Annotated in this window: 21 protein-coding genes and 2 pseudogenes; 11 read left to right on the top strand and 12 right to left on the bottom strand. The window is 70.2% G+C overall.

The window, feature by feature from the left end:
- From ABGB08_RS10610 to ABGB08_RS10630, 5 genes are read left to right on the top strand one after another with little or no spacing between them, the layout of a single operon-like run.
- A complete protein-coding gene (locus tag ABGB08_RS10610; RefSeq protein WP_347588895.1) occupies positions 1 to 1059 on the top strand; it encodes a hypothetical protein in 1059 nt (352 codons plus the stop codon).
- Entirely contained in the window at positions 1056 to 2279 is a 1224-nt protein-coding gene (gene metK / locus ABGB08_RS10615) for a methionine adenosyltransferase (protein ID WP_347588897.1), read from the top strand. Before ABGB08_RS10610 ends, metK begins: the two co-directional genes overlap by 4 nt.
- Positions 2280 to 2286: 7 nt before the next feature.
- Positions 2287 to 3192, top strand: a complete 906-nt coding sequence (purU, locus tag ABGB08_RS10620) for a formyltetrahydrofolate deformylase (RefSeq protein ID WP_347588899.1) — start codon at positions 2287 to 2289, stop codon at positions 3190 to 3192.
- 21 nt (positions 3193 to 3213) lie between these two features.
- Entirely contained in the window at positions 3214 to 4206 is a 993-nt protein-coding gene (locus ABGB08_RS10625; RefSeq protein WP_347588900.1) for a carbohydrate kinase family protein, read from the top strand.
- Positions 4203 to 5075 (top strand): bifunctional 5,10-methylenetetrahydrofolate dehydrogenase/5,10-methenyltetrahydrofolate cyclohydrolase, encoded by an 873-nt coding sequence (locus ABGB08_RS10630; RefSeq protein ID WP_347588902.1) that lies wholly within the window; start codon positions 4203 to 4205, stop codon positions 5073 to 5075. The genes ABGB08_RS10625 and ABGB08_RS10630 overlap by 4 nt, the downstream gene beginning before the upstream one ends.
- Here ABGB08_RS10630 and ABGB08_RS10635 read toward each other — a convergent pair.
- Both ABGB08_RS10635 and ABGB08_RS10640 read right to left on the bottom strand, forming a co-directional pair.
- Positions 5065 to 5499 carry a hypothetical protein gene (locus ABGB08_RS10635; RefSeq protein WP_347588904.1) on the bottom strand — a complete coding sequence of 145 codons (435 nt, stop codon included), beginning with the start codon at positions 5497 to 5499 and terminating at the stop codon, positions 5065 to 5067. The two genes, ABGB08_RS10630 and ABGB08_RS10635, sit on opposite strands and share 11 nt — an antisense overlap.
- Before the next feature lie 34 nt (positions 5500 to 5533).
- Positions 5534 to 5929, bottom strand: a complete 396-nt coding sequence (locus tag ABGB08_RS10640) for a hypothetical protein (RefSeq protein ID WP_347588906.1) — start codon at positions 5927 to 5929, stop codon at positions 5534 to 5536.
- A 402-nt stretch (positions 5930 to 6331) separates the two neighbouring features.
- On the opposite strand from ABGB08_RS10640, the gene ABGB08_RS10645 reads away from it, so the two are divergent.
- The gene (locus ABGB08_RS10645; protein ID WP_347588908.1) at positions 6332 to 6541 is read left to right on the top strand and encodes a LuxR C-terminal-related transcriptional regulator; all 210 of its coding nucleotides are present in this window, start codon (positions 6332 to 6334) and stop codon (positions 6539 to 6541) included.
- A gap of 61 nt (positions 6542 to 6602) precedes the next feature.
- Positions 6603 to 7418 (top strand): sulfotransferase, encoded by an 816-nt coding sequence (locus ABGB08_RS10650; protein WP_347588910.1) that lies wholly within the window; start codon positions 6603 to 6605, stop codon positions 7416 to 7418.
- A gap of 172 nt (positions 7419 to 7590) precedes the next feature.
- Here ABGB08_RS10650 and ABGB08_RS10655 read toward each other — a convergent pair whose 3' ends face one another.
- Together ABGB08_RS10655 and ABGB08_RS10660 are read right to left on the bottom strand one after the other, a co-directional pair.
- Positions 7591 to 8289: a DUF998 domain-containing protein gene (locus tag ABGB08_RS10655; protein WP_347588912.1), complete on the bottom strand. Its 699-nt coding sequence runs from the start codon at positions 8287 to 8289 to the stop codon at positions 7591 to 7593.
- Between the two features lie 179 nt (positions 8290 to 8468).
- Positions 8469 to 8669, bottom strand: a pseudogene (locus ABGB08_RS10660) (LuxR C-terminal-related transcriptional regulator); the annotation flags it as partial.
- Positions 8670 to 9756: 1087 nt separating this feature from the next.
- On the opposite strand from ABGB08_RS10660, the gene ABGB08_RS10665 reads away from it, so the two are divergent.
- Positions 9757 to 10377: a hypothetical protein gene (locus ABGB08_RS10665; RefSeq protein ID WP_347588914.1), complete on the top strand. Its 621-nt coding sequence runs from the start codon at positions 9757 to 9759 to the stop codon at positions 10375 to 10377.
- Between the two features lie 325 nt (positions 10378 to 10702).
- Here ABGB08_RS10665 and ABGB08_RS10670 read toward each other — a convergent pair whose 3' ends face one another.
- Genes ABGB08_RS10670 through ABGB08_RS10680 form a run of 3 tightly spaced genes read right to left on the bottom strand, consistent with a single transcriptional unit; the run spans position 10703 to position 13820 of the window.
- The gene (locus ABGB08_RS10670) at positions 10703 to 11527 is read right to left on the bottom strand and encodes a carbohydrate ABC transporter permease (protein ID WP_347588916.1); all 825 of its coding nucleotides are present in this window, start codon (positions 11525 to 11527) and stop codon (positions 10703 to 10705) included.
- On the bottom strand, positions 11524 to 12453 hold the full coding sequence (locus ABGB08_RS10675; RefSeq protein ID WP_347588918.1) for a sugar ABC transporter permease: 930 nt from the start codon (positions 12451 to 12453) through the stop codon (positions 11524 to 11526). The genes ABGB08_RS10670 and ABGB08_RS10675 overlap by 4 nt, the downstream gene beginning before the upstream one ends.
- A gap of 5 nt (positions 12454 to 12458) precedes the next feature.
- The gene (locus ABGB08_RS10680; protein ID WP_347588920.1) at positions 12459 to 13820 is read right to left on the bottom strand and encodes a hypothetical protein; all 1362 of its coding nucleotides are present in this window, start codon (positions 13818 to 13820) and stop codon (positions 12459 to 12461) included.
- A gap of 145 nt (positions 13821 to 13965) precedes the next feature.
- On the opposite strand from ABGB08_RS10680, the gene ABGB08_RS10685 reads away from it, so the two are divergent.
- Positions 13966 to 15039: a LacI family DNA-binding transcriptional regulator gene (locus tag ABGB08_RS10685; RefSeq protein ID WP_347588922.1), complete on the top strand. Its 1074-nt coding sequence runs from the start codon at positions 13966 to 13968 to the stop codon at positions 15037 to 15039.
- Positions 15040 to 15118: 79 nt separating this feature from the next.
- A pseudogene (locus ABGB08_RS10690) lies at positions 15119 to 15559 on the top strand (hypothetical protein); the annotation flags it as partial.
- Between the two features lie 10 nt (positions 15560 to 15569).
- Here the strand turns inward: ABGB08_RS10690 and ABGB08_RS10695 are convergent.
- Together ABGB08_RS10695 and ABGB08_RS10700 are read right to left on the bottom strand one after the other, a co-directional pair.
- Positions 15570 to 15917 carry a hypothetical protein gene (locus ABGB08_RS10695; RefSeq protein WP_347588924.1) on the bottom strand — a complete coding sequence of 116 codons (348 nt, stop codon included), beginning with the start codon at positions 15915 to 15917 and terminating at the stop codon, positions 15570 to 15572.
- 12 nt (positions 15918 to 15929) lie between these two features.
- On the bottom strand, positions 15930 to 16502 hold the full coding sequence (locus ABGB08_RS10700) for a DUF6232 family protein (RefSeq protein WP_347588926.1): 573 nt from the start codon (positions 16500 to 16502) through the stop codon (positions 15930 to 15932).
- A 479-nt stretch (positions 16503 to 16981) separates the two neighbouring features.
- Here ABGB08_RS10700 and ABGB08_RS10705 point away from each other — a divergent pair, with 479 nt between their 5' ends.
- Positions 16982 to 17143, top strand: coding sequence for a hypothetical protein (locus ABGB08_RS10705; RefSeq protein ID WP_347588928.1), 162 nt, complete (start codon positions 16982 to 16984; stop codon positions 17141 to 17143).
- Between the two features lie 15 nt (positions 17144 to 17158).
- On the opposite strand, the gene ABGB08_RS10710 is transcribed toward ABGB08_RS10705, so the two are convergent.
- The 3 genes from ABGB08_RS10710 to ABGB08_RS10720 all read right to left on the bottom strand — a co-directional run bounded on the left by ABGB08_RS10710 (position 17159) and on the right by ABGB08_RS10720 (position 20224).
- Positions 17159 to 17728 (bottom strand): hypothetical protein, encoded by a 570-nt coding sequence (locus ABGB08_RS10710; RefSeq protein WP_347588930.1) that lies wholly within the window; start codon positions 17726 to 17728, stop codon positions 17159 to 17161.
- Between the two features lie 95 nt (positions 17729 to 17823).
- Complete coding sequence (locus tag ABGB08_RS10715) at positions 17824 to 18744, bottom strand: alpha/beta hydrolase (protein ID WP_347588932.1); 921 nt, start codon at positions 18742 to 18744, stop codon at positions 17824 to 17826.
- Between the two features lie 82 nt (positions 18745 to 18826).
- Positions 18827 to 20224: an SPFH domain-containing protein gene (locus ABGB08_RS10720; protein WP_347588934.1), complete on the bottom strand. Its 1398-nt coding sequence runs from the start codon at positions 20222 to 20224 to the stop codon at positions 18827 to 18829.
- Positions 20225 to 20298: the final 74 nt, after the last annotated feature.

Here is a 20298-nt window from a genome sequence, read left to right on the forward strand (position 1 = left end):
ATGGCGAGAGGAACGGTCCGCGCCCGCGTGCCGGTGCTGCCGACGACGGTAGTGGGCAGCTACCCCGTGCCGGACTGGCTGGAGCGGCTCAAGACCGACTACTTCCGGGGCCGGATGAGCTACAGCCAGCTGCAGGACGTGCACGACATGGCCATCAAGGCCGCCCTGCGCGACCAGGAGCTCGCCGGGATCGACATCGTCTCCGACGGCGAGCTGCGCCGGGACAACGACATCGACTACACGCTGGCCCGGATGCCCGGCATCGAGATCCCGGAGACGGCCAAGGACTTCTACTTCGACTACTACGAGGCGAAGGTCGCCGCGCTTCCCGAGCCGGCCGGGCCGTCGCCGCTGGGCCTCGCCGCGGACTACGCGTTCACCTCGGCCCAGACCGCGGCGCCGATCAAGTTCTCGTTCACCGGCCCGTTCTCGCTCTCGTGCCGGGCGCACGACCTCGGCCCAGCCAGTCGGCGGGACCTCGTCATGGCGATGGCCGCCGTGCTCAACGCCGAAGCGCGCGCGCTGGCGGAGCTGGGCGCGGAGCTGCTCCAGATCGACGAGCCGTTCCTCGCCGGCCACACCGGCCAGGCCGGGCTGGCGGTGGACGCGATCAACGTGGTCACCGCCGGGGTGGACGTCACCTGGGCGCTGCACGTCTGCTACGGCAACCGGTACGCCCGCCCGTCCTGGGAAGGGCACTACGACTTCCTCTTCCCTGAGGTCCTGCGCGCCGACATCGACCAGCTGGTCCTCGAGTTCGCCCGCAAGGGCGACGACGACCTCGCCATCATCGAGAAATTCGGCTGGCCAGGCGACCTGGGGCTGGGCGTCGTGGACGTGAAGACCGACCACGTGGAGTCGCCCGACCTCATCGCGACCCGCATCCGCCGCGCCCTGCGGCACATCCCGGCCGACCGCTTGATGATCAACCCCGACTGCGGGCTGCGCAACGTGACCGGCGCGATCGCCCGGGCGAAGCTGGCCGCGATGGCCCGCGGGGCGCGGATCGTCCGGGACGAGCTGCCACCGATCACCCACTCCGAAGGAGCCACGCCATGAAGGACTTCCTGTTCACCTCAGAGTCGGTGACCGAGGGTCACCCGGACAAGGTCGCCGACGCGATCTCCGACGCGGTGCTGGACGCCGCGCTGGCCGCCGACCCGCTGTCGCGGGTGGCCTGCGAGACCCTGGTCACCACCGGCATGGTCGTACTCGCCGGTGAGATCACCACACCGAGGCAGCTCGACTACGCGCGCATCGTCCGCGACACGGTCAACCGCATCGGCTACGACGACGGCGCCTACGGGTTCGACGGCAATCACTGCGCCGTGCTGGTCGCGCTGGACCGGCAGTCCCCGGACATCGCCCAGGGCGTCGACCGGGCCCACGAGCACCGCGAAGGCCTGTCCGACGACGCGTTCGACCGGGTGGGCGCCGGCGACCAGGGGATGATGTTCGGCTACGCCTGCGACGACACGCCCGAGCTCATGCCGATGCCGATCACGCTCGCCCACCGCCTGGCCCGCCGGCTGGCGCACACCCGCACCACGCGGGCGGTCGGCTACCTCCGGCCGGACGGCAAGACGCAGGTGACGATCCGCTACCGCGACGGCGTCCCCGTCGGGATCGACCGGGTCCTCATCTCCACCCAGCACGCCGAGGACGCCACGGCCGACCGGATCCGCGAGGACATGTGGCACCACGTCGTCGTGCCCGTCCTGCCCGCCGATCTGTACGAGGCCGGCGAGCTCCACCGAAGCCTCCTGGTCAACCCGACCGGCCGGTTCGTCATCGGCGGACCGGTGGGCGACGCCGGCCTGACCGGCCGCAAGATCATCATCGACACGTACGGCGGCTTCGCCCGCCACGGCGGGGGCGCGTTCTCCGGCAAGGATCCGTCCAAGGTGGACCGCTCCGCCGCGTACGCCGCCCGGTACGTCGCCAAGAACGTCGTCGCCGCCGGTCTCGCGCGGCGCGCCGAGGTGCAGGTCGCCTACGCGATCGGGGTGGCCAGGCCGGTCTCCCTGCTCATCGACACCTTCGGCACCGAGCGCGTGGACCCCGCCGTGATCGACGACCTGGTCACGGACTGCTTCGACCTGCGTCCCGCCGCGTTCCGCAGCTACCTCGACCTGCACCGGCCCATCTACCAGGCGACCTCGTCCTACGGCCACTTCGGCCGTACCGACGTGGACCTCCCCTGGGAGCGCACCGACCGCGCCGACGAGCTGCGGGTGGCCGCCGGGCTGACCGCCGACGCCACCCCGTCGATGGTCTGAGCCCGGCATGTCGATCACTGTCTCCGAGCAGCCCCTCGCCCCGGCCCGATCCGCCGTCGCCGACGACATCGGGCGCCTGGTCGTCTCCTGCCAGGACGGGCCCGGCATCGTGGCCCTCATCAGCGCGTTCCTCTACCGGCACGGCGCGAACATCCTCCAGTCGGACCAGTTCTCCACCGGGTCCAGGGGCGGGCGGTTCATGCTGCGCACCGAGTTCCACCTGGAGCGCGTCAGCGAGCGCCTGCCCCTGCTGGAGCGCCAGTTCGAGTTCGAGGTGGCCCGGCGCCTGCGCGCCAGGTTCCGGGTGCGCTCGGCGGCGACGCCCACCCGGGTCGCGATCTTCGTCTCCCGGCACGACCACTGCCTGCTCGACCTGCTGTGGCGGGCCCGCCGCGGCGAGCTGCCGATCGAGGTCGTCACCGTGGTCTCCAACCATCCCGACCTGGCGCGGGACGTGGCCGGTTTCGGCACGCCGTTCACGCACATCCCGGTCACGCCGCGGACGAAGCCGGAAGCCGAGCAGGCCCAGCTCGACGCGATCGCGGGGAAGGTCGACCTGGTGGTGCTCGCCCGGTACATGCAGATCCTGTCCGCGGACTTCCTCGACGAGGCCGGCGTCCCGGTGATCAACATCCACCACTCGTTCCTGCCCGCGTTCGCCGGCGCCAGCCCGTACGAACGGGCCAAGGAGCGCGGGGTCAAGCTCATCGGCGCGACGGCCCACTACGCCACCGAGGACCTGGACGAGGGCCCGATCATCGAGCAGGACGTCGTCCGCGTGTCGCACCGGACCGGCGTGGGCGACCTGGTCCGCCGCGGCGCCGACATCGAAAGGGCCGTGCTCGCCCGGGCGGTCGACTGGCACTGCGCCGACCGCGTGTTCGTCGACGGATCCACCACCATCGTCTTCTGACCGCCTCCAGGAGGATCAGCCATGGCCATCGGCCCCATCGCGGTCACCGGTTCGATCGCGACCGACCACCTCATGCACTTCCCCGGCCGGTTCCGAGACCACCTCATCGCCGAGCAGCTCGACCGGCTCTCGCTGAGCTTCCTCGTCGACGACCTGGAGATCCGGCGCGGCGGCGTCGCCGCCAACATCGCCTTCTCCCTGGGCGTCCTGGGCAAGCGCCCCGTGCTCGTCGGGGCCGTGGGCGCCGACTTCGCCGACTACCGCTCCTGGCTGGAACGGCACGGCGTCGACTGCGGCGGCGTGCTGACCGTCGGCGGCGCGCACACCCCGCGGTTCACCTGCACGACCGACGACGACCAGTGCCAGATCGCGTCGTTCTATCCGGGCGCGATGGCCTCGTCCGGCTCCATCGACCTGGCGCCGATCCTCGCCTCCCGCGGGGTCGCCCTGGTGCTGGTCGGGGCCAGCGCGCCGGAGGCCATGCTGGCGCACACCGCCCAGGCCCACCGGCTCGGCGTGGCGGTCGCCGCGGACCCGTCGCAGCAGCTGCCCCGCCTCGATCGCGACGACTGCCGGGCGCTGGTGGAGGGGGCGGCGTACCTGTTCACGAACGAGTACGAGTGGGAGCTGCTCGTCCGCCGTACCGGCTGGTCGGAACGCGAGATCACCGAGCGGGTGGGGCTGCGGATCACCACGCTCGGCGCCAAGGGCGCGCGCATCATGGGGCGCGATGGCGCCGAGATCCGGGTGGACGCCGTACCGGCCCGGGAGATCCTCGATCCGACCGGCGTGGGCGACGCCTTCCGGGCCGGGTTCCTCGCCGGGGTCGACAGCGGGCTCCCCGTCGAACATGCGGCCCAGCTGGCCTCGCTGATCGCCACGGCCGTGCTGGAGAGCGTCGGCAGCCAGGAATGGGAGCTGACCGCGCGGAACGGGGAGGAACGGCTGTCCGACGCGTACGGCCCCGCCTCCGCGGCGGCCATCGGGCCCTACCTGCGGGCCGTGCTCGCATGACCACTCTGGACGGCCGGCGCGTCGCCGAGAAGGTCGTCGCGGCGGCCGCCGCCGACATCGCCGCGCTCGCTCGCGCGCCCGGGCTCGCCACCGTGCTCGTCGGGGACGACCCCGCCTCCGAGATCTACGTGCGGAACAAGCGGCGGCGCTGCGTGGCGGCGGGCATCCGCGACCTGCATCGCCGGTTCGGCGCGGACGTCACGCAGGACGAGCTCGCCGCCGCGATCCGCGCGCTCGGCGGCGACCCCGGCGTCACCGGCATCCTGCTCCAGCTGCCGCTGCCGCCGCACCTGGACGCCGACGCGCTGGTGTCGCTGATCCCGCCGGACAAGGACGTGGACGGGCTGACCGAGACCAACGCCGGGCGGCTCGCGCTCGGCCGGCCCGGGCTGATCCCCTGCACCCCGCTCGGCGTCCTGGAGCTCCTCGACGCCCACGGGATCGCGCTGGCCGGCGCCGAAGCCGTCGTCGTCGGGCGGTCCAACCTGGTCGGCAAGCCCATGGCGCAGCTGCTGCTGCGGCGCCACGCGACGGTGACCGTCTGCCATTCCCGCACGCGTGACCTCACGGCGGTCTGCCGGCGGGCGGACGTCCTCATCGCCGCGGCCGGCATCCCGGGCCTGATCACCGCCGAGGCGGTGAAACCCGGCGCGACCGTGGTCGACGTCGGCATCCACCGCACCCCGGACGGCCTGCGGGGCGACGTCGACTTCGACCCCGTCAGCGCGGTGGCCGGCGCCATCACGCCCGTTCCGGGCGGCGTCGGGCCGATGACCATCGCGATGCTGCTGGCCAATACCGTCGCGGCCGCCACGCCCGGCCGCGCGCGGGCGCGGCCGGGCCGGCGCGGCGGACAGATCAGGGAATGACCAGGTAGAACGGCAGGTCGGAGCGACCGACCGCGGCGGTGCCGGTGTAGACGGTCAGGGTGCCGACCCTGTTACCGCACTCCACGCTCGGCGTGGTGCGCGCCATCACGATGCCCCAGGGCGTGGCACCGGTGGCCACCAGCGTCGCCACCGGCGTGAGCCGGTCCACCTTCAGGGACGGGTTCAAGAAGCTCACGCAGTACACGCCGGCCGCGGGCTTGGTGAGGGACTTGACGCCCTTGGACTGCACCAGCGTGCCGTCGGCGGCCACCTTCGCCGACGCCTGAGCGTAAGGTCCGACCGTCCGGCCGGGCGGGTCGGCCCGCAACGGCCTGTCCTGCGCGGCCGCGGGAGTGGCACCCCAGAGACCGGCCGCCAGCCCCATCATCGCGATCAATGTACGGCTCTGCTTGCTGCTGAACATCACATGCCTCCTTTGTTCGAAAGATGAGCGGCGGTCACGGGACGAAGACACGGAACCGGCCGTCAAGCAGGACCCCGTTCTCGTCGTAGGTGGACACCGAGTAGGACCGCAGGTCCCCGTTGCAGTTCGGACCCGACGGGCGGAGGATGCGGGCGAAGCCCTCCCCCTCCGCCAGCGCCGCGAACGGGATCGTCGCCGCGAGGTTCAGGCCGGGGTCCTCGACGGCCACGCAGTACCGGCCGACAGCGGTCCGGGTGACGTATTTCACACCCCGCTGCATCACGATCGTCCCGTCGGGCTGGACCTCCGCGGCCACCTGCGCGTACGGCGCCTCGGCCGCAACGCCATCGGCCACCGCGACGCCGGACGCACCGGCCAGCCCGAGCACCGCCATCCCCGCGACCACGCCGGACTTCAAGATCTCGATCATTACTCTCCCGAATGTCGTGAACCGAGGGTCCGCCCTGGCAAGCCGTGACCCCGGCGACAGCACGCGACGGATCGAAGCGAACCCGAATATCGGCAACTTATCGTGATCATGTCATTCCGAAGCGTGACACGCCTGGTCGAGATCGATACTTGGCTCTTCATGTGACAGGGAGTCAGCTTCTCGGCCCTCAAGAAGGATCGAGCTTGCAGCTCCCGCTCCGCTGGTGGGTTCCGGCGATTGGGGCCGCGTCAGGCAGCCGGCCCCCTCACCACCCAAGCCGTCCTCTCGTACGGCCACACGGGTCGATGACGGGACACAGCGTGTCGCCGTCTGGCTGCGGCCGGAGCACTCCCCCGCGATGAACTGTTCACGGTTCGTGCGCGCCGCCGCCGCTATCGGACCGTGCTTTCCCCCGGGAACGCCGCCCTGACCGGCTGGGAGCGCGAGATCCTGCGCCTGATCGCCAAGGGCACCTCGAACCGCCAGGTCGCGGTGGTGCTGTTCATCAGCGAGGCCGCGGTCAAGAGCCACCTCACCCACAGCTACGGCAAGTTCGGCGTCAAGGACCGCGCGGCGGCGGTGGTCGCGTACGAGCGGGGCATCCTCGGCTGATTATTGATCGGAAACGCGGATTTTGGTGTAGTCGTGAGCATCCGGACCCCTGGGACAGGCGATGACCACACCGCATACGCCGCTGCTCATCCTCTCCGCCGGGCAACGCTGCGGGAGCACGCTCCTGCAACGCCTGCTTACCTCCCATCCCGGGGTGCTCATCTGGGGTGAGAGTGGCGGGCAGCTGGGCCGTGTCCTGGAAGCCGCCGACGGCATGATGTCCTGGTCGCGGGAGCTCGGCGGGCAGGGGCGGGAGGAGTTCTCGCAGCGCTCGTACCAGGGCTGGATGGCCAATCTCATGCCTGACGAGGACCTGATCACTCACGCCCTCCGGCGTTTCGTCGAGATTCTCTACGTCGAACCCGCGACCCGCCTCGGCCGCCCGCTCTGGGGTTTCAAGGAGGTGAGCTACACCCTGACGGACGCCCGCCGCTTCCACGGCCTTTATCCCGATTTATCCGTCATCATGCTTATCCGCGATCCACGGGACATCCTGCGCAGCCTGGATGAATGGGAGCGCAAGACGGAGGGCCGCTGGACGCGGGAACTGACCGAGGCCGCCATCGTCAGCTGGCGGCGGGTGGCCGAGGACTTCGTCGCGACGCCGGAGAAGGACGGGATACCCGTGCTCCGGCTGCGATACGAGGACTTCGTCGCCGATCCCGCCGCCTCGTGCGAAGTCATCGCGCGCCACACGGGCCTGGACGCCGACGCCTTCGACCCGAAGGTCCTAGCCACCCGGGTGCACGCCGGCGAGGACCTCGCCCACCTGCCGCGCGACATCCGCGCCTGGCGTGACCTGCCCGAGTCGCTGCACCGGCTGCTCGGCCCGCCTCAGGTGCGGTCGCTGATGGACGCCTGCGGCTACCGCGGCTAGCGCCATCGCTGGATGAGCTGCTCAGCCAGTCCGGGAAGGTCGGTACGGCCGACGGCGGCTCGTGCCGTTCACCGAGCTATGCGATCCCTGCCTCGGCATCGGGTGGCCGCCACACAGACCGACCGGGACGAGGGGCGCTTCTTCCTGGCAGGCGGCTTCTCGGCGGGGCTGCCTACGCTCGCCGCTCGATCCGTGCCGCCGTCCGGGCAACGACGAGCAGCCAGGCGCTGAACGCCAGGATGAACGCGCGGTTGGCCCACCCGTACCAGTCGCCTGGGCCTTGGGAGCCGTCGACCCGCGTGCCGCCGGCGATCAGGAACGCCGCGAAGCTGAGCCAGATCGCGGCGGTGGTCAGCCACAGCGGCCGCCGCGAGGCGAGCCAGGCCGCGTGCCGGCGTGGCAGCACCCAGCTCACCAGCGTGGCGGCGATGGGCGCGGACTGGATCGCCAGGATCGCGCCGACACCGTGCATCGCGCCAGACATCGACCAGGCCTCCTTGGCGACGGTCACCGCCGCGGTCTGGAAGACGCCGGCGATGGTGAGACCGGCGGCGGCCAGGAGCACGAAGAGGAGCCCGATGTACCCGGCGGCCGAACGCAGCCGCGACGCGACGGCTACGGCGACGCCGGCCGTCCCGAGCGCCAGGGAGAAGAACGCCACCCGCATCAGCCAGCCGTGCTGGCCGAGCTCGTATTCGCTGATGAGCCGCCAGGACGGGGCCAGCTCGGGCTTTGCGAGGTGCAGGACGGCGAGGATCGCGACGAAGAGCGCGGTCGATGTCATGGCGACGCGTGCGGCGAGGGTGGAAATGGTGTGGGTGACGGTGCGTCCGGGCGCCTGTAAGCGGGCGGAGACGGGTGCTGCAGGCACCGGCCGGGCTGCGCCTCGCGACGGACACCGGCAGGACGTGACGCTAGGCCCTGAGCAACACGGCATCGCGCCCGGTGTGCCTCATCGCAGCTTCGCTGGAAGCGGGTGTCAAGCTCACGGCGGCGTAGCCGCCGACCATGCGACGAACCGCCGCGGCTGTCCAGATCACGACTTTCTCATTAACGCCCCAACCCCGCCTCCCGCGCCTGAATGATCGCCTGCGCTCGATCGGCCACCTGCAGCTTCGCGAACACCGCGGACACGTTGTTGCGCACGGTCTTCGGCGCCAGCACCAGGCGCTCGGCGATCTGCCGGTTCGACAGGCCCGCCGCGATCAGATCGAGCGCCTCCCGCTCCCGGGCCGTGAGCTGCGGGAACGGCACCTCCCGGGACGGCCGGGAGGTGGCCAGGCCGCCGTACAGGAGGGTGCCGCCGAGCAGCGGGTCGACGTCGTAGAGGCGGTAGCGGCCGACGGCGACCAGGACCGCGGCGGCCAGCGCGACGTTGGCGGCGACGAAGGCGGCGTCCGGCGGCAGGCCGTCGAAGACGGCCGGGACCAGCAGCAGGGCCACGTTGAGCAGCCCGGCCAGCAACATCCAGCGCAGCTGGGCCCGGCGCACCGGATCGGAGCCGCGGAACCGGGCGACGAACGCGGCCACGGCGACGATCAGGGTGAAGGTCAGCAGGGCGGGCATCGCGGCGAGGGCGGCGCGCCAGACCGCATCGGGCAGCTGCGGGAAGCCCAGGTCCAGCTGCGGCCACGGATCGGTGGTGTCCAGGATGCGCCAGGGCGCGGTGAGGAAGACCAGCACCGACAGCGCGGTGCCGCCCAGCGAGAGCGCCGCCGCCCACCGCCAGCGGCGGGACGGCAGCCGTCCATCGGGGAAGAACAGCAGCACAAGCGGCGGCACCAGGTTCAGGAACGGCCCCAGCCGGGCCCCCGCGTAGAGCGATAGCGCGGTCAGCGCCAGCCCGCCCCCGTGCCGGTCCAGCGACCACACCGCATACGCCGCCGCCACCCCGTTCAGGCAGCTCACGAACCCACCGGCGGTCAGGATCCAGGTCATCGCATGGCGGGGGAGCCGGATCGCCAGCACCGCCCCCGCGGCGGCCAGCGCGAGTCCCGGCACGGTGGACGACCACGGCGCCCAGGCGAGCGGGGCGGGGCGGGCGGCGACGGGCGTGACGATCTCCAGCCAGCCCGCGGCGGCGGCGCCCGTCGCGCAGAGCGCGGCCACGGTCACGGCCAGCGCGGTGAGCGCGCGATCGATCCTGGCGGGTGACACCCGATCAGGGTGCCATATGCCCTGTTCCCCTGGCACGGGAGCGTTGTCCCGTCTCACCCGGGACAACGGTCCCTCACGCGCGCGGGCACATCGGGGACTGCGCCGGGCACGCCGCTCCCTGGCCGCCCGGGACGGTACGCCGGGAGGGTGTGGGCATCCCAGACATTCCAAGGAGAACCATGTGTCCGTTCACATCCAGCCCAGCAACGTCAATCCCGGCGACCCCGGCTCCAGCCCCGGCGCCGCCGCCCCCGAACGGGTCCGGCTGGCCGGAGTCGCGCTCGCCGCCGGCGCCGCCGCCTGGGGCGTCGGCCAGGTGATCGTCGGCGACAAGATCCAGGAGGGCATCCAGACCCTGGACACCGTCACCGGAATGATCTACGTGGTCGGCATGATCGCCATGGTCTGGGTGATTCTGGCCAGCCGGGCGAGCGGCGACGGCTTCGGCCGCCTGGTCGCGCTGGCCCTGCTGGCCATCCTCCCGGGTGCGTTCCTGCTCAACGTGCTGTCCTTCGGCTACGCCTCGCACGACGACTTCCCGCTCTGGCTGGCCATCCTGGACGGCTGCTGGCCGCTCAGCCAGCTCGGCACCCTGATCCTCGGCATCACCGTGGCGGTCGCCAAGCACGCCGCCGGGGCGATGCGCTGGCTCCCGCCGCTGGCCGGGATGTGGTTCCCGGTCACCGTTCTGGCCCAGATCCTCGGCGGCTCCACCCTCTCGGTCTGGGTCAGCGCCGTCTGGCTGATCGGCGTGCACGCCCAGTTCGGCCTGCGCCTGGCCGCGCGCGGCCGGATGCTGTAACGCCCTTACGCGTCCAGGTCGGTGGCCAGCAGGGTGGCGAGCTCGTCCAGCGCCGCTCCGCGCCCGGCCCGTCGGCCTGGAGGGTCACCTCGCTGCCGTGGGTGGCGCCCAGGGTCAGCACCGACAACATGCTGTTGGCCGGAACCGCCCGCCCCTCGCCCAGCCGGATCCCGGGCATGGTGATCAGGACCTTGGCGAGAGGGTGCGCATCGAGCATCTCCTCCACCTGGGTGGCCACCTGTTTAGCTGTCGGCGACCGCGCGCACCCATTTGGTCCCGCCCGCCTCGATCCCGCCGTAGAGCGGCGGTGTTGAGCTCATCGCCGTCAGCCCTTCAGGGAGCCCTGGAGCAGGGCCTTGACGAAGTGGCGCTGGAAGATGAGGAAGATCACAAGCGTGGGCGTCAGGATCAGCAGCGATCCGGCGCACAGCAGCGGGATGTCGGTACCCCACTGGCCCTGGAAGGCGCCCAGGGCGCCGGACATGGTGCGGTTGGCAGGGTCATCCACCAGGACGATGGCCAGCAGGAACTGGTTCCAGGTCCACAGGAACAGCAGGATGCCCAGGGACGAGATCGCCGGCATGGCCAGGGGAATGTGGATGCGCCGGAACAGTTGCCACACGTTGGCGCCGTCCATCCGCGCGCTCTCGGACAGCTCGCCGGGCATGTTGACGAAGTGGGCGCGCATCCAGAAGACGCTGAACGGCATGAACAAGCCGATGAGCGGCAGAATGATGGCCCAGCGCGTGTTCAGCAGCCCCATGTCGCGAATCTGGTAGTACAGCGGCGTGATGATGCCCTCGAAGGGGAGGGTCAGGCCGAGCACGAACAGCAGGAAGATGACGCGGCCGCCGACTATGCGCAGGTGACCGATGGCGAAGCCGGCCATGGTGCCCAGCAGGATCGAGATGGGTACCACGCCCAGCACGATGAGAACGCTGGACCACAGCAGTACGCCCATGTTCGCGGCCTCGAAGGCCCGCAGGAAGTTGCCCCACTGCGGTTCGTCGGGCCAGGCCAGCCCGGCCGGGTAGGTGCCCGAGGGATGCAGGGCGGTGACGAACAGGCTGAGGAACGGCAGGAGCGTGACCGCCATCATGAGGATGAGCAGCAGCCGGCCGATCCAGGCCTCCCGCCCTGCGGTGATCATCGGTTGCCGTCCTTTGCGAACCACTGGATGGGAAGGGCGCAGGCGATCACGAGGACCATGAGCACCACGGCCAAGGCTGAGGCCATGCCCACCTCGCGTTCGGAGAAGGCCAGGTAGAAAATCTGCAGGCCGGGAACCATGGTGGTGTTGCCGGGGCCGCCCTGGGTGGAGATGTAGATGATGTCGAAGCTGGCCAGGGCCGCGATCACGGTCACGGTGACGCAGACGGCGATCTCTTGGCGCAGGCTGGGGACCGTGATGGAGATGAACTCCCGCCACGCGCCGGCGCCGTCGAGCCGGGCGGCCTCATAGAGCGCCGGATCGATCTTGCTCATGCCGGCCAGGAGCAGCAGCGTGCACAGGCCGAGCAGTACCCATGCGCCGATCATGCCGACCGCCGGCAGGGCGGTGGCGAAGTCGCCCAGCCAGGCCCGGGTCACCCCGCCGAGGCCGATGAGCGTGAGCAGTTGGTTGATCACTCCGGTGGAGGCCAGCAGCCAGCTCCACGCGATGCCGGCCGCCACCAGCGGGATGACCTGCGGCAGGAACAACACGGTGCGCGCCACGAGGGCGAGCCTGCTGGCGGCGATGCGCCGGATCGTCGCGGCGATCGCCAAGCCCAGCACGACCGGAATCGCGCTGAAGAACACGATCAGCTGGAAGGCGTTGACCAGCGAGTCGGACAGGTCCGGATCGGTGAAGACCTTGCCGTAGTTGGACAGCCCCACCCAGGTGGAGGCGCCGATGCCGTTCCACTCATACAGCGAGTACTGGAACGTCAAGACGATCGGGCGCAGGACGAACACCGCGTAGAAGAGGAGCGCCGGGGCCACGAACAGCCAGCCGACCAAGCCGCGCGCGTCGCGCAGCTTGGTCGCCACCGGCCGCCGGTGCGAGGATCGGGCGCCGGCGGAGCGGGTCAGCAACTGCCTCAGTTCCCTTCGATCTGGCTGGCGTAGTCGGCCTGGACCGTCTTCAGCAGCTCTTGCGGGGTCTGCTCTCCGGCCACCAGCTTCTGCAGCTGGGGCGTCCAGCTCTTGGCGTAGATGGCACCGGTGGCGTTGGCGATGAAGTCCATCGCGCCGTTGTCCTTGGCGATGTCCGCCCCGGCGGCGAGCGTGCTGGCGGTGACCGTGTCCGCGGCGACCTCAGGCATGTACGCGTCCGCGGGACCCATCGGACGCGATCCGCCGACCTCGACGCCGATCTCGCGGGCCTGCTTGTCGGTGGCCACCCAGTTGAGGAAGAAGGCGGCGCAGTCGGCGTTCTTGGCGTTCGCGGCGATGCCGAAGGTGAGAGGTGCCGACATGGCGGCCAGCTTGCCGCCCTGCTGAGCGGGTGGCATCAGCGTGAAGCCGACGTTGCCCGGCATCTGCTTGTCGAGGTTGCCCGACTCCCAGTCACCGTTGAACATGAACAGGCCCTGGCCGTCGATGAAGCGGCTCATCATCGTCGCGTAGTCGACCGCGTTCACGTCTTTCTGGAAGTATCCGGCCTTGATCCATTTCTCCAGGTGCTGGGCGGCCTGCAGGTTCGAGGGGGTGTCGATCGTGGCGCCGGGCTTTTGGAAGATCCAGTCGTTGACGGGCCCGGCCGGGCCGTAGGAGGCCATGAGGTTCTGCAGCGGGAACGCCAGACCGCCGGTGGCGCCGCCGTTGAACTGCAGGATGGGCGTGACGCCCGCGCTCTTGGCCTTGTCCAGCGCCTGGTCGAGCTCCGCCAGCGTGGTGGGCGGCGTGGTCATGCCGATCTGGGCGGCGAGCTTCTTGTTGTAGAAGACGCCGGTCATGCTGGAATTGAGCCCGAGGGCGTACAGGGAGCCCTCACCGCGCGGCCGGCCGCCCGGCCCCAGGCGCAGCTGCTCGAGTTGCGAGGCCGGCCACTTGTCCCAGCCGAAGGCCTGCGCGTAGCCGTCGAGGTTCTTCAGCAGGTTGTCCTTGACCAGCTCGGAGACCTGAGGCAGGCGCATCAGGTCGGGCGGGTTGTCGGCCAGCACCCGCGGGGCGTTCTGCGTGATGACCGCGAACTGGTCCTCGCGGATGTCCCACGTGACGTTCGGGTGCTGCTTCGTGAACTCGGTGGTCAGCTCCTTGGGCAGCGGGAAGCCGGTCTCGAAGTAGCCGTTCAGCTTGATCGGCGCCGTACCGCACGTGAGCGCTGTGGACTGGGACGGCGCGCTGGCGGCCGTGGGTTGCGGGCTGTTGGCGCCGGGAGCGGCACAGGCGGCGGCCAGCACTCCCATGGCGATCACAAGCGCGGTTCCGGACCTGCCGGGGCGGACTCGACGAGCCATGTGCATCTCCTCTGCTGCCTGGGACAATCGCATCGGCTGACGTCCCGCGTCCATTGCTAAATCGGGTTAGCGCCCGATAGTCTCACCATGCGCGTCGCGCGATGTCAACCCCCCGTAACACACTCTTGACGATCGGAGATTTTGGGTGAGCCCACGACGGGTCACGCTGGCCGATGTGGCCAAGGCCGCGGGTGTCTCCCGCACGACAGCCTCGCTGGTGCTGTCAGGCCGCGGCCGGGAACTGCGCATCTCTCAGGACGTCGAGCAGCGTGTCCTGCGAGCCGCCGAGGAGTTGCAGTACCGGCCCAACATCGTGTCCGTGGGCCTGCGTACGGGCACCTCCCGGACGATCGGCTTCGTCTCCGACACCGTCGCCACCTCACGACTGGCCGGTGACATGATCAAGGGAGCGCTCGAGGCCGCCCGCGACCGCGGCTTCATGCTGTTCATCGGTGAGACCGAAGGCGACGCCGAACTCGAACGCCTGCTGCTGCAGGCCATGCACGACCGCCAGGTTGACGGGCTCATCCTGGCCTCGATGTTCACCCGCACCATCAAGGTGCCCAAGGCCATCACGGCCGCGCCCGTCGTGCTGCTCAACGCGCTGCCCAAGCAGCCATCTCCCCTGCCCGCCGTCCTGCCCGACGAGGTCGAGGCCGGCCGCTGCGTGGCCCGCGTCCTGCTCGACGCCGGCCACCGGGACGGTATCTACCTGATCGGCGCCGGTCCGGGCCTGCGCAACGTGCCCTCGGAAAGCCTCGCGGCGGTGGAGCGGCTCGTCGGCATCCGGGAGGCGCTCGGCGAGGCGGGAGTCAAGGTGGCGGGCGCTCGCACCTGCCCCGACTGGCAGCCGGAGTACGGCCTCGCGGCGACGCGGGACCTCCTGCGAACCGCTCAGCCGCGTGCGCTGATCTGCTTCAACGACCGGATCGCGATGGGCGCCTACCAGGCGCTCGACGACTTCGGGCTCAAGGTGCCCGCAGATGTCTCCGTCGTGTCCTTCGACGACCATCCCATCGCCTCGTGGATGCGGCCCCAGCTGACCACCGTGGCGCTGCCCCACTACGAACTGGGCCGCAAGGCTGTGGACGTGCTGTTCACCGAGATCGACCGCGACCCCTCAGACACCGACCGGGTGGGCGAGGTGCACCGGGTGTCGATGCCCGTCCGCAGCCGTGAATCCGTCGCACCGTCCCGCACCGTAGAGTCGCTCGGCTGACCCTACCGAGAGGCTCCGTGCTCATCCCGTCGCCGAACGCCGAAGCCTCCCGGCCGGCCCGAAGAGTCGCAGACCAAAGCGGGCCGACCACCGCTCGGTGCCGGGCCGCTACGTCATCGTCGAGCTCGACCCCGAGCAGAACGCGGGCTGGACGGTGATTGCCGCCAAGTGCCCGACCTTCCTGTGCACGGTGAAGGTGAACCCCGACCTGCCCACCCGGGTGGTGCAGCGCAAGAACGTCTACGGACAGCCCGGGCGCGGCATCGGCAGGGGTCCGCTGCTGGCCAAGGGGGCCCCGAACACCTCCAGAAAGGTAACCGAGAAGGCGGTCAACCTCCTGGTCGATGAGTTCCGGTACGGCTCCTACCTGTCCAACGGGATGGTGCTGCCCTACCACTACCCTCCATCCCGCGTGCCGTATGCCCATGGGACGAGCTTCCCGACACCTTTGCGCGACCTCGTCTCCCCCGAGATCCGTTCGATCGCCCGCGCCTGCGGTTACGAGATCAGCCCTCCATGACGCCCCCGGATCACATCCTCCCGACCAGGGCCACGATGAGTGCCGCGACCCCGCTCTGCACCGCCGACAGCACCGCTTCCTTGGCGCCGCCCGCGATCGCCGTGCCCAGCGCGCGCAGGCGGCCCGGCTCGGACTCCACCGCCGCCACCACCGCGCCCGGATCGCTCACCGCGCCCTCCGGGGTCACCAGACCGGCGCGGGTCAGCGTGGCGATGAAGGCCCGCAGTTCCGCCACCGCGGCGTCCACCTCGGCCCGCGACATCCCCTCCCCCGTGTTGTTGACCGTGAAGCTGCTCCCGGCGCCGGTCTGCACGTAGCTGTCCCGGCCGATCTTGTTGCCGTATACGTAATCCGACATGCCGTACACCCCTCAGTTGTTGACGGTCGTCCGGCTACCGGCGCCGCTCTGCTCGTACTTGTCGCGGCCCACCTTGTCGCCCATCACCAGATCGCCCCGGACCTGGACGATCCGCTCCTGCGTCGGCGGATCCTCGATGGCGTCCACGATCTCGCCCTTGATCCGGTGGATCTCGTCCCTGTCGGTTCCCGACAGCGCGGTGAACTGCGTGCCCGCCGTCTCGATCGTCAGCGCGTACCTGGGCCGCCGGAACAGCAGCCGGTAGACCAGCACCACCAGCAGGTACGCGACCCGCAGCCCGCCCACCACCACCGCCGCCATCGCGAACTGCGCCGCCGCCTCCTCCAGGTTGTACCCGGCGTCCACATCCAGCCCCGGCAGCACCCCGAACGCCACCCCCGCGACCGCCCCGACCACCGCCAGCGCGACCGCGATCCCTTTCAAGGGATAGAACGTCGCCAGCCGCCCGCCCCACACCAGCCGCAGGCTCTGCACCCGCGAGATGTTCGCCAGCGGATACACCTCATGCCCGATCCGGACGACCCGCTTACTGATCCGGATCTCCCCTACGTGCTGCTTTCCCATGTCGCCCTCACCTTCACGCTCACGCGAAGAACGGCTCCATGCTCACCCGATCACGACCGAAGCGAGAGAGTACCCCCCTACCCAAACCGGGGCTATCGGACGAATGTCGATAGCACTCGCCGACTACTGAGCGTTTGAGTGGCTGGAGAACCTTTTAAGGCGTTTCATTGCTTACGTCGGTGCTGCGCTGGTTGTGCTCATCGCAGGATGCGGAGGTTCGGCCGACCCATCAGCTGACCCACCGGCCGACCCGACGGCCAGTCCGACGGTCAGCCCGATTGCGGCGCTGGAAGCGCAGCTTGTGGCCAAGCGCGGGGTCAAGGTCAGCGAGATTCAGGAGACCCACGTCGACGGCGAAGCAGTCCGGCGGCGGGTACGAAGGAACGATCACGCTGGGGGCTCTCCACGCCGTATCGCCGTCATTCCAGGCCGAGGACCTGACCGACACCCGAGAGGCCGGACTGGTGATGTCATGGCGGATGTCGGTGGGCCCGGACGGGCTGCCGACACGACTGGTCACGAGCTACTCCGACCCTGAATACACACTCGGCCCCATGGAGAAGAAGAGCGACATTCGCTTCTCCTCCTGGGGAACCCCGGTGGAACTCGCATCCCCGCCGGAGAAAGAGACGAGCACCTGACGTCCCGAAATCAGGTCAGAAGCCGCGGCACTGGTCTTCCTTGTTGCCGCCGACGGAGTTTCTGCTTCCGGTTGGCTTCGGGTGGTTTTCCTTGCACTGGAGGTTGCCCTTGACTGAGTTGCGGTGGATCTGGGCGCCATGGTGATTGCCGATCACCTGGATGCTGCCGCCGACTCGGTTGTTGTTGACCCGTAGATAGCGGCGGTTGGCGTCGAGTTGGATGTCGGCGTTGATCCGGGACGAGGTCACGGTGGCGGCGCCGCCCTGCTTCACCTGGACGCCGCCGCGTACGATCGAGCCGCCGACCACGGAGACGGCGCGGGCGCCCTCGCCCTGGACGTTGCCTTCGACGTTCACCTTGCGGGCTACCAGGATCGCGTTTCGCTCTACCTTGATGGTGCCTTTCACCCGGGTGCCGAGGAGGGTGCAGGTCGCGCCCGCCGGGACGCGGACGTTGTCAAGGGTCGCGGCGCGGATGGTCCCCCGGCAGGCGCGTTCCTCCGCGAATGCCGGGGTGGCCACGGCCAGGCCGCCGACAACAGTGCCGAGGACGGTTCCGGCCAGAGTCAGCTTGATCTTGTTCATGTCGTGCCCTTCGTCGGCTTCGGCCAGGGCTGCCTGGCCATACGAAGGATTTCGACAAGCGGTGAGGGCTCGGTGAGGCGTGCATTAACGTCTTCTCACCCGGATTCGTGCTTGGCCAGGAAGTCGTTGACCGTTGTTTCGATGCGCTCGGGGAATTCGCCGTTGATGGCGTGTGATGCCTCCGGCCAGAGCTCGACGGTGCCGTGGCGTAGGAGGCGGCGGGCGCGGGCCGCGGCCTTGCTGGGGTCGTGGATGATGCTGCGGCCGCCGATGATCACCAAGGTGGGGAGGTCGATTCGGGCGATCTGGTCGTCGGTGGGGTAGGCGGGGCGGGGAAGGCTGGTGGTGAAGTCGCGCATGCCGGCGGCGATCAGGGCGGCGACTGGGTCGTCTTCGGAGGCGTCGGCGCCGCCGGAGATCCAGCTCAGCAGGCGGCGCCGTATGGCCCTGGGCATGGGGAGGACGGACCCAAGGGAGATGATGACGACCTTCCAGGTGATGGCGCCGAAGGTGGCGGCTGGTTCGAGCAGGATGAGGGAGCGTACTCCGGCCGGCCGGTGTACGGCGAGGTTGAACGCGGACCAGCCGCCGATCGACAGGCCCAACACGTCGAGCACAGGTTCGGGCAGGCCGTCGAGCAGGGACGCGAGCCAGGCCGCCTGGTCTTCGGCGGAGGTCAGGCGGCGGGTCTGCACGGAGAGGCCTGGCTCTCCGATGAGATCCATCGCGTACACCGGGCGGGTTCTCGCCAGGCCGGCCAGGTTGGCTTCCCACATGGGCGCGGCCGCGGTGCGACCGGGCAGCAGTAGCAGCGGCACTCCGTCGGCGGGTCCGAACCGGTAGACGCGAACGCTGCCGAAGCCGGTCGGCACGTCCAGGGTCGCGCTCGGCGCGGGCAGGGCTGCCATCGCGCGGTCGTAGGCCCGCCGATACCGGGCGTAGGCGGCGGCGTCATGGAAGTGGCCGAGCTTTCCCGCCCGGAATGCCGCCCCGACGTTCGGTGCGATGGTGTCCATGACAACCTCCCCTTGGGCGAGATCAGCCACGACGCGGCGGTCGCGGTGCTCGATCTGCAGCAGTCTCCTCGAGGGTTGAGCTTCAGGATTCCGGCTGGTCGGGGCGCAGGGCGCCGACCACGGTGGCGATCTCGGCCAGGAGGCCGGACACGGTGGTCCGGTCGGTGCCGTTGATCGACACCGTGCGCACTTCCGCGGGCTTGGGCAGCTTCGCCATGATCTCGGGCAGCGAGCCGATCAGCAACGCCTGCAGGCTGGCCGGGGTCTGCTGGTTCTCGATGTCGGCCCGCAGCCGCGCGCGCTCCACGTCGAGCAGGGCCCGCTCGTGTTCGGACTGCGCCTGGGAGCGGGCCAGCTCCAGCTCGCCGTCGAGCTCCAGGCGCTTGAGCTCCTGCTCCCGCTCGATCCTGAGCCTGCCGGTCTCGGCCTCCTCGGCGTGCCGTTCGCGCTCCATCCGCAGCGCGTGCAGGGTGGTCTCGGTCTCCAGCTCCGACACCGCCCTGGCGTCGTCGTGCTCCCGCTGGGTGCGCCGCAGCCGCTCGGCCGCCTGGGTGTCGAACAGCCGGGCCTCGTTACGGGCGCGCAGCTCGGCGAGCTCCCGCTCGTACTCCAGGCGCTGGGTCTCCTTGAGCCGCTCGGTCGCCATCTCCCGCTGGGCGATGGCCTCCTCGGCCTGCAGTTCGGCCAGCCGGGCGATCTGACCCTGCTCGGACCGGTACGGCTTCTGCAGGTTCTCCCAGAGCCGCGACGAGCTGACCACGGCCTCCTTGATCTGCACGGTGACGATGCGCAGGCCGAGTCCCTGGTCGCTGTTGTCCTCGCCCTCGGCCACGGCGCGCAGCCGGGCGGTCAGCTCCTCGATGATGGGCTGCTTGTCGCTGAGCACGTCGAGGACGCCCATGGTCGCGACCTTGTCCTTGATCGCCGCCTCCGCCTGCTCGCGCAGCTGGAGGTTGACCAGCCGCATCGGGTCGTCCAGGTCGCTGAAGTCCAGCTTGCGGTAGGCGGTGCCGAAGTCCTGGATGATCCACTGCACGTAGCCCTGCACCAGCACACCCTGGAGCTCCCGGCAGACGCAGTACGCGTTGATCAGGATGGTCTGGGTGGCCCCCGGCACCACCAGGAAGGAGTCGATGGCGGGATTGAAGCGGAACGACACCCCGAGCCCGATGTGCAGCGGCGTCGCCCGGCCCCGCCGGGTGTGCACCACGAACGCGTTGGGCGGCACGAGCACGTTCTTCCAGCGCCAGAAGCCGGTGATCCGCACGTCCACCGGCCCTGGCGTCAGCTTCTCGCCCATGCCCCCGCCGAGTGCCCCCTCGCGTTTGGCCAGCGGGCTCGCCCGCCTGGCCGCCGGAGCCGCGGGCGCCGCTCCGGCCGCGGCGGCGCCGCGGCGGGCCCTGAGATCATCCTCAAGCACCGCCTGCTGCGCGACGACCTGTTGCAGATAGGCATTGCTGCCTTTGTCGGCGGCGCTCATCGTCCCCTCCTCGCGATCGCCGACGAGTCTCGCCTAAGCCGCAAGTCACCGCAACCGGAATGCACCCCGAAGGC

The sequence above is a fragment of the Acrocarpospora sp. B8E8 genome (assembly GCF_039871605.1).
Taxonomy (GTDB): Bacteria; Actinomycetota; Actinomycetes; order Streptosporangiales; family Streptosporangiaceae; genus Acrocarpospora; species Acrocarpospora macrocephala.